The 1,678-nt window shown below is 76.2% G+C and carries 1 protein-coding gene and 1 pseudogene; one reads left to right on the plus strand and one right to left on the minus strand.

The window, feature by feature from the left end; all coding sequences use genetic code 11:
* A partial coding sequence (locus G3I65_RS33870) for an MFS transporter (protein ID WP_160699710.1) occupies window positions 1-1,098 on the minus strand: 1,098 nt, incomplete at its 3' end.
* 65 nt (window positions 1,099-1,163) lie between these two features.
* Here G3I65_RS33870 and G3I65_RS33875 point away from each other — a divergent pair.
* A pseudogene (locus tag G3I65_RS33875) lies at window positions 1,164-1,678 on the plus strand (hypothetical protein); the annotation flags it as partial.

Here is a 1,678-nt window from a genome sequence, read left to right on the forward strand (position 1 = left end):
CAGGTAGGGCGCGCGCAGGCCGAGGCCGTGCGCGACCAGCCCTCCGGCCAGGGTGCCCGCCGGGATCAGTCCCCAGCCCAGCAGGCGGTACGCGCCGGTGACGCGGCCGAGCAGCGCGGGCGGCACGAGTCGCTGGCGGAGGCCGATCGCCACGATGTTCCAGAGCGTCGTGGCGAAGCCGCTCACGGCCAGGAAGACCCCCATCGGGACGGCACCCGGGCTCAGGCCGACCCCGGCGAACGCGCCGGCGTTCACGGTCAGCGCCGTCACGAGCGCCGCCGGGGTTCCGATCCGGGCCACGAGACGCGCGTTGACGAGGCCGCCGAGGACGCTGCCGACCGCCGCGCCGGCGAGCAGCACGCCGTAGCCGCGAGCGCCGACATGCACGACCTCGGTGGCGAGCAGCGCCAGCGTCACGGTGGCGAGCTGGCCGCAGAACGCGTTGACCCCCAGCAGGACGGCGAGCGTCCGCAGCAGCCGGTGCCTGTGCAGCCAGGCCAGCCCCTCGCGGATTCCGGAGCGCCGGGCACCGCCGCGGATTCGCCGGGGCAGCGTCGCCACCACCGCCGCGGACACCGCGAACGAGACGGCGTCCAGCCCGAATGGGAGGGCGGCCGCGACGCCGAACAGCACGCTGCCCAGCGGTGGCCCGGCGAACTGCCGGGCGACCGTGGTGATGGCCTGCTGACGGCCGTTCGCCCGCGGCAGCTCGGGCGGCGGGAGCAGGTCCGGCAGGATCGCCTGCGCCGCCGTACCGAAGACGACGTCTGCGGCCCCGATCCCGAACGCGACGGCGACCAGGACCGGCACGCCGGCCCCGCCGCACGCGGCCACCACGGCGATCACCCCGGCCAGCACCGCTTGGACCGCCTGCGCCCGCCACATCAGGGTGGCCCGGTCGTGCCGGTCGGCCCAGGCGCCCGCGGGCAGGGCCAGCAGCAGCCACGGCAGCGACGCGGCGGTCGCGACGAGCGACACGAGCCGGGGATCGCGCGTCACCGAGACGGTCAGCAGGGGCATCGCCGCGGTGACCGCGCCGGTGCCGAGGTTGTCGACGCCGGTCGCCCACCACAGGCGCCGGTAAGGCAGCCGGGTCATGCCGGAATCCTTCGGCGCTTCGCGGCGGCGGGACAGGATTTAGCGCAGTGCTACATACTCGGGCCGTGGCACTGACCGTCGAACTCGACGTGACCGAGCTGGCGGCGACCCGCGTCGCCGTGTCGCCGCTGTCGGAAACCATCGCGTGCCTGCGGCAGCTCGGCGGCCACGACCGGCAGGCGGCGACCCTGCCGTGGCTGCGCTGGGCGACCGACGAACTCGCCCGCGAACCCCTCGACCTCCCGTGGACCTGGCCACTGCTCGTCCACGACCGGCCCAGCTGGCCGGAATTCCTCGTGCCCGCACCGAAAGGATCGGGTCCGTCCATAACGGACGACCTGGCCGCGCTGCGGCGCACGACCGCCCGGCAGGTCCGGGCCAGCCTCGCCCGCGTCTTCGGCGCGAAGCTCACCGGGACGGCCGCCGACCTCGCCGCCCACCCGGCGGCGGGGCTGAAGGAGATCGCCGCGGAGCTGCGCGCGGCGCACGACCGGCTGGTGGCACCGCACTGGCCGCGAATCCGGGCCGTCCTCGACGCCGACGTCGCCCACCGCGCCCGCGCGCTGGCCACCGGCGGCGC

The sequence above is a fragment of the Amycolatopsis sp. SID8362 genome (assembly GCF_010550475.1).
Classification (GTDB): Bacteria; Actinomycetota; Actinomycetes; order Mycobacteriales; family Pseudonocardiaceae; genus Amycolatopsis; species Amycolatopsis eburnea.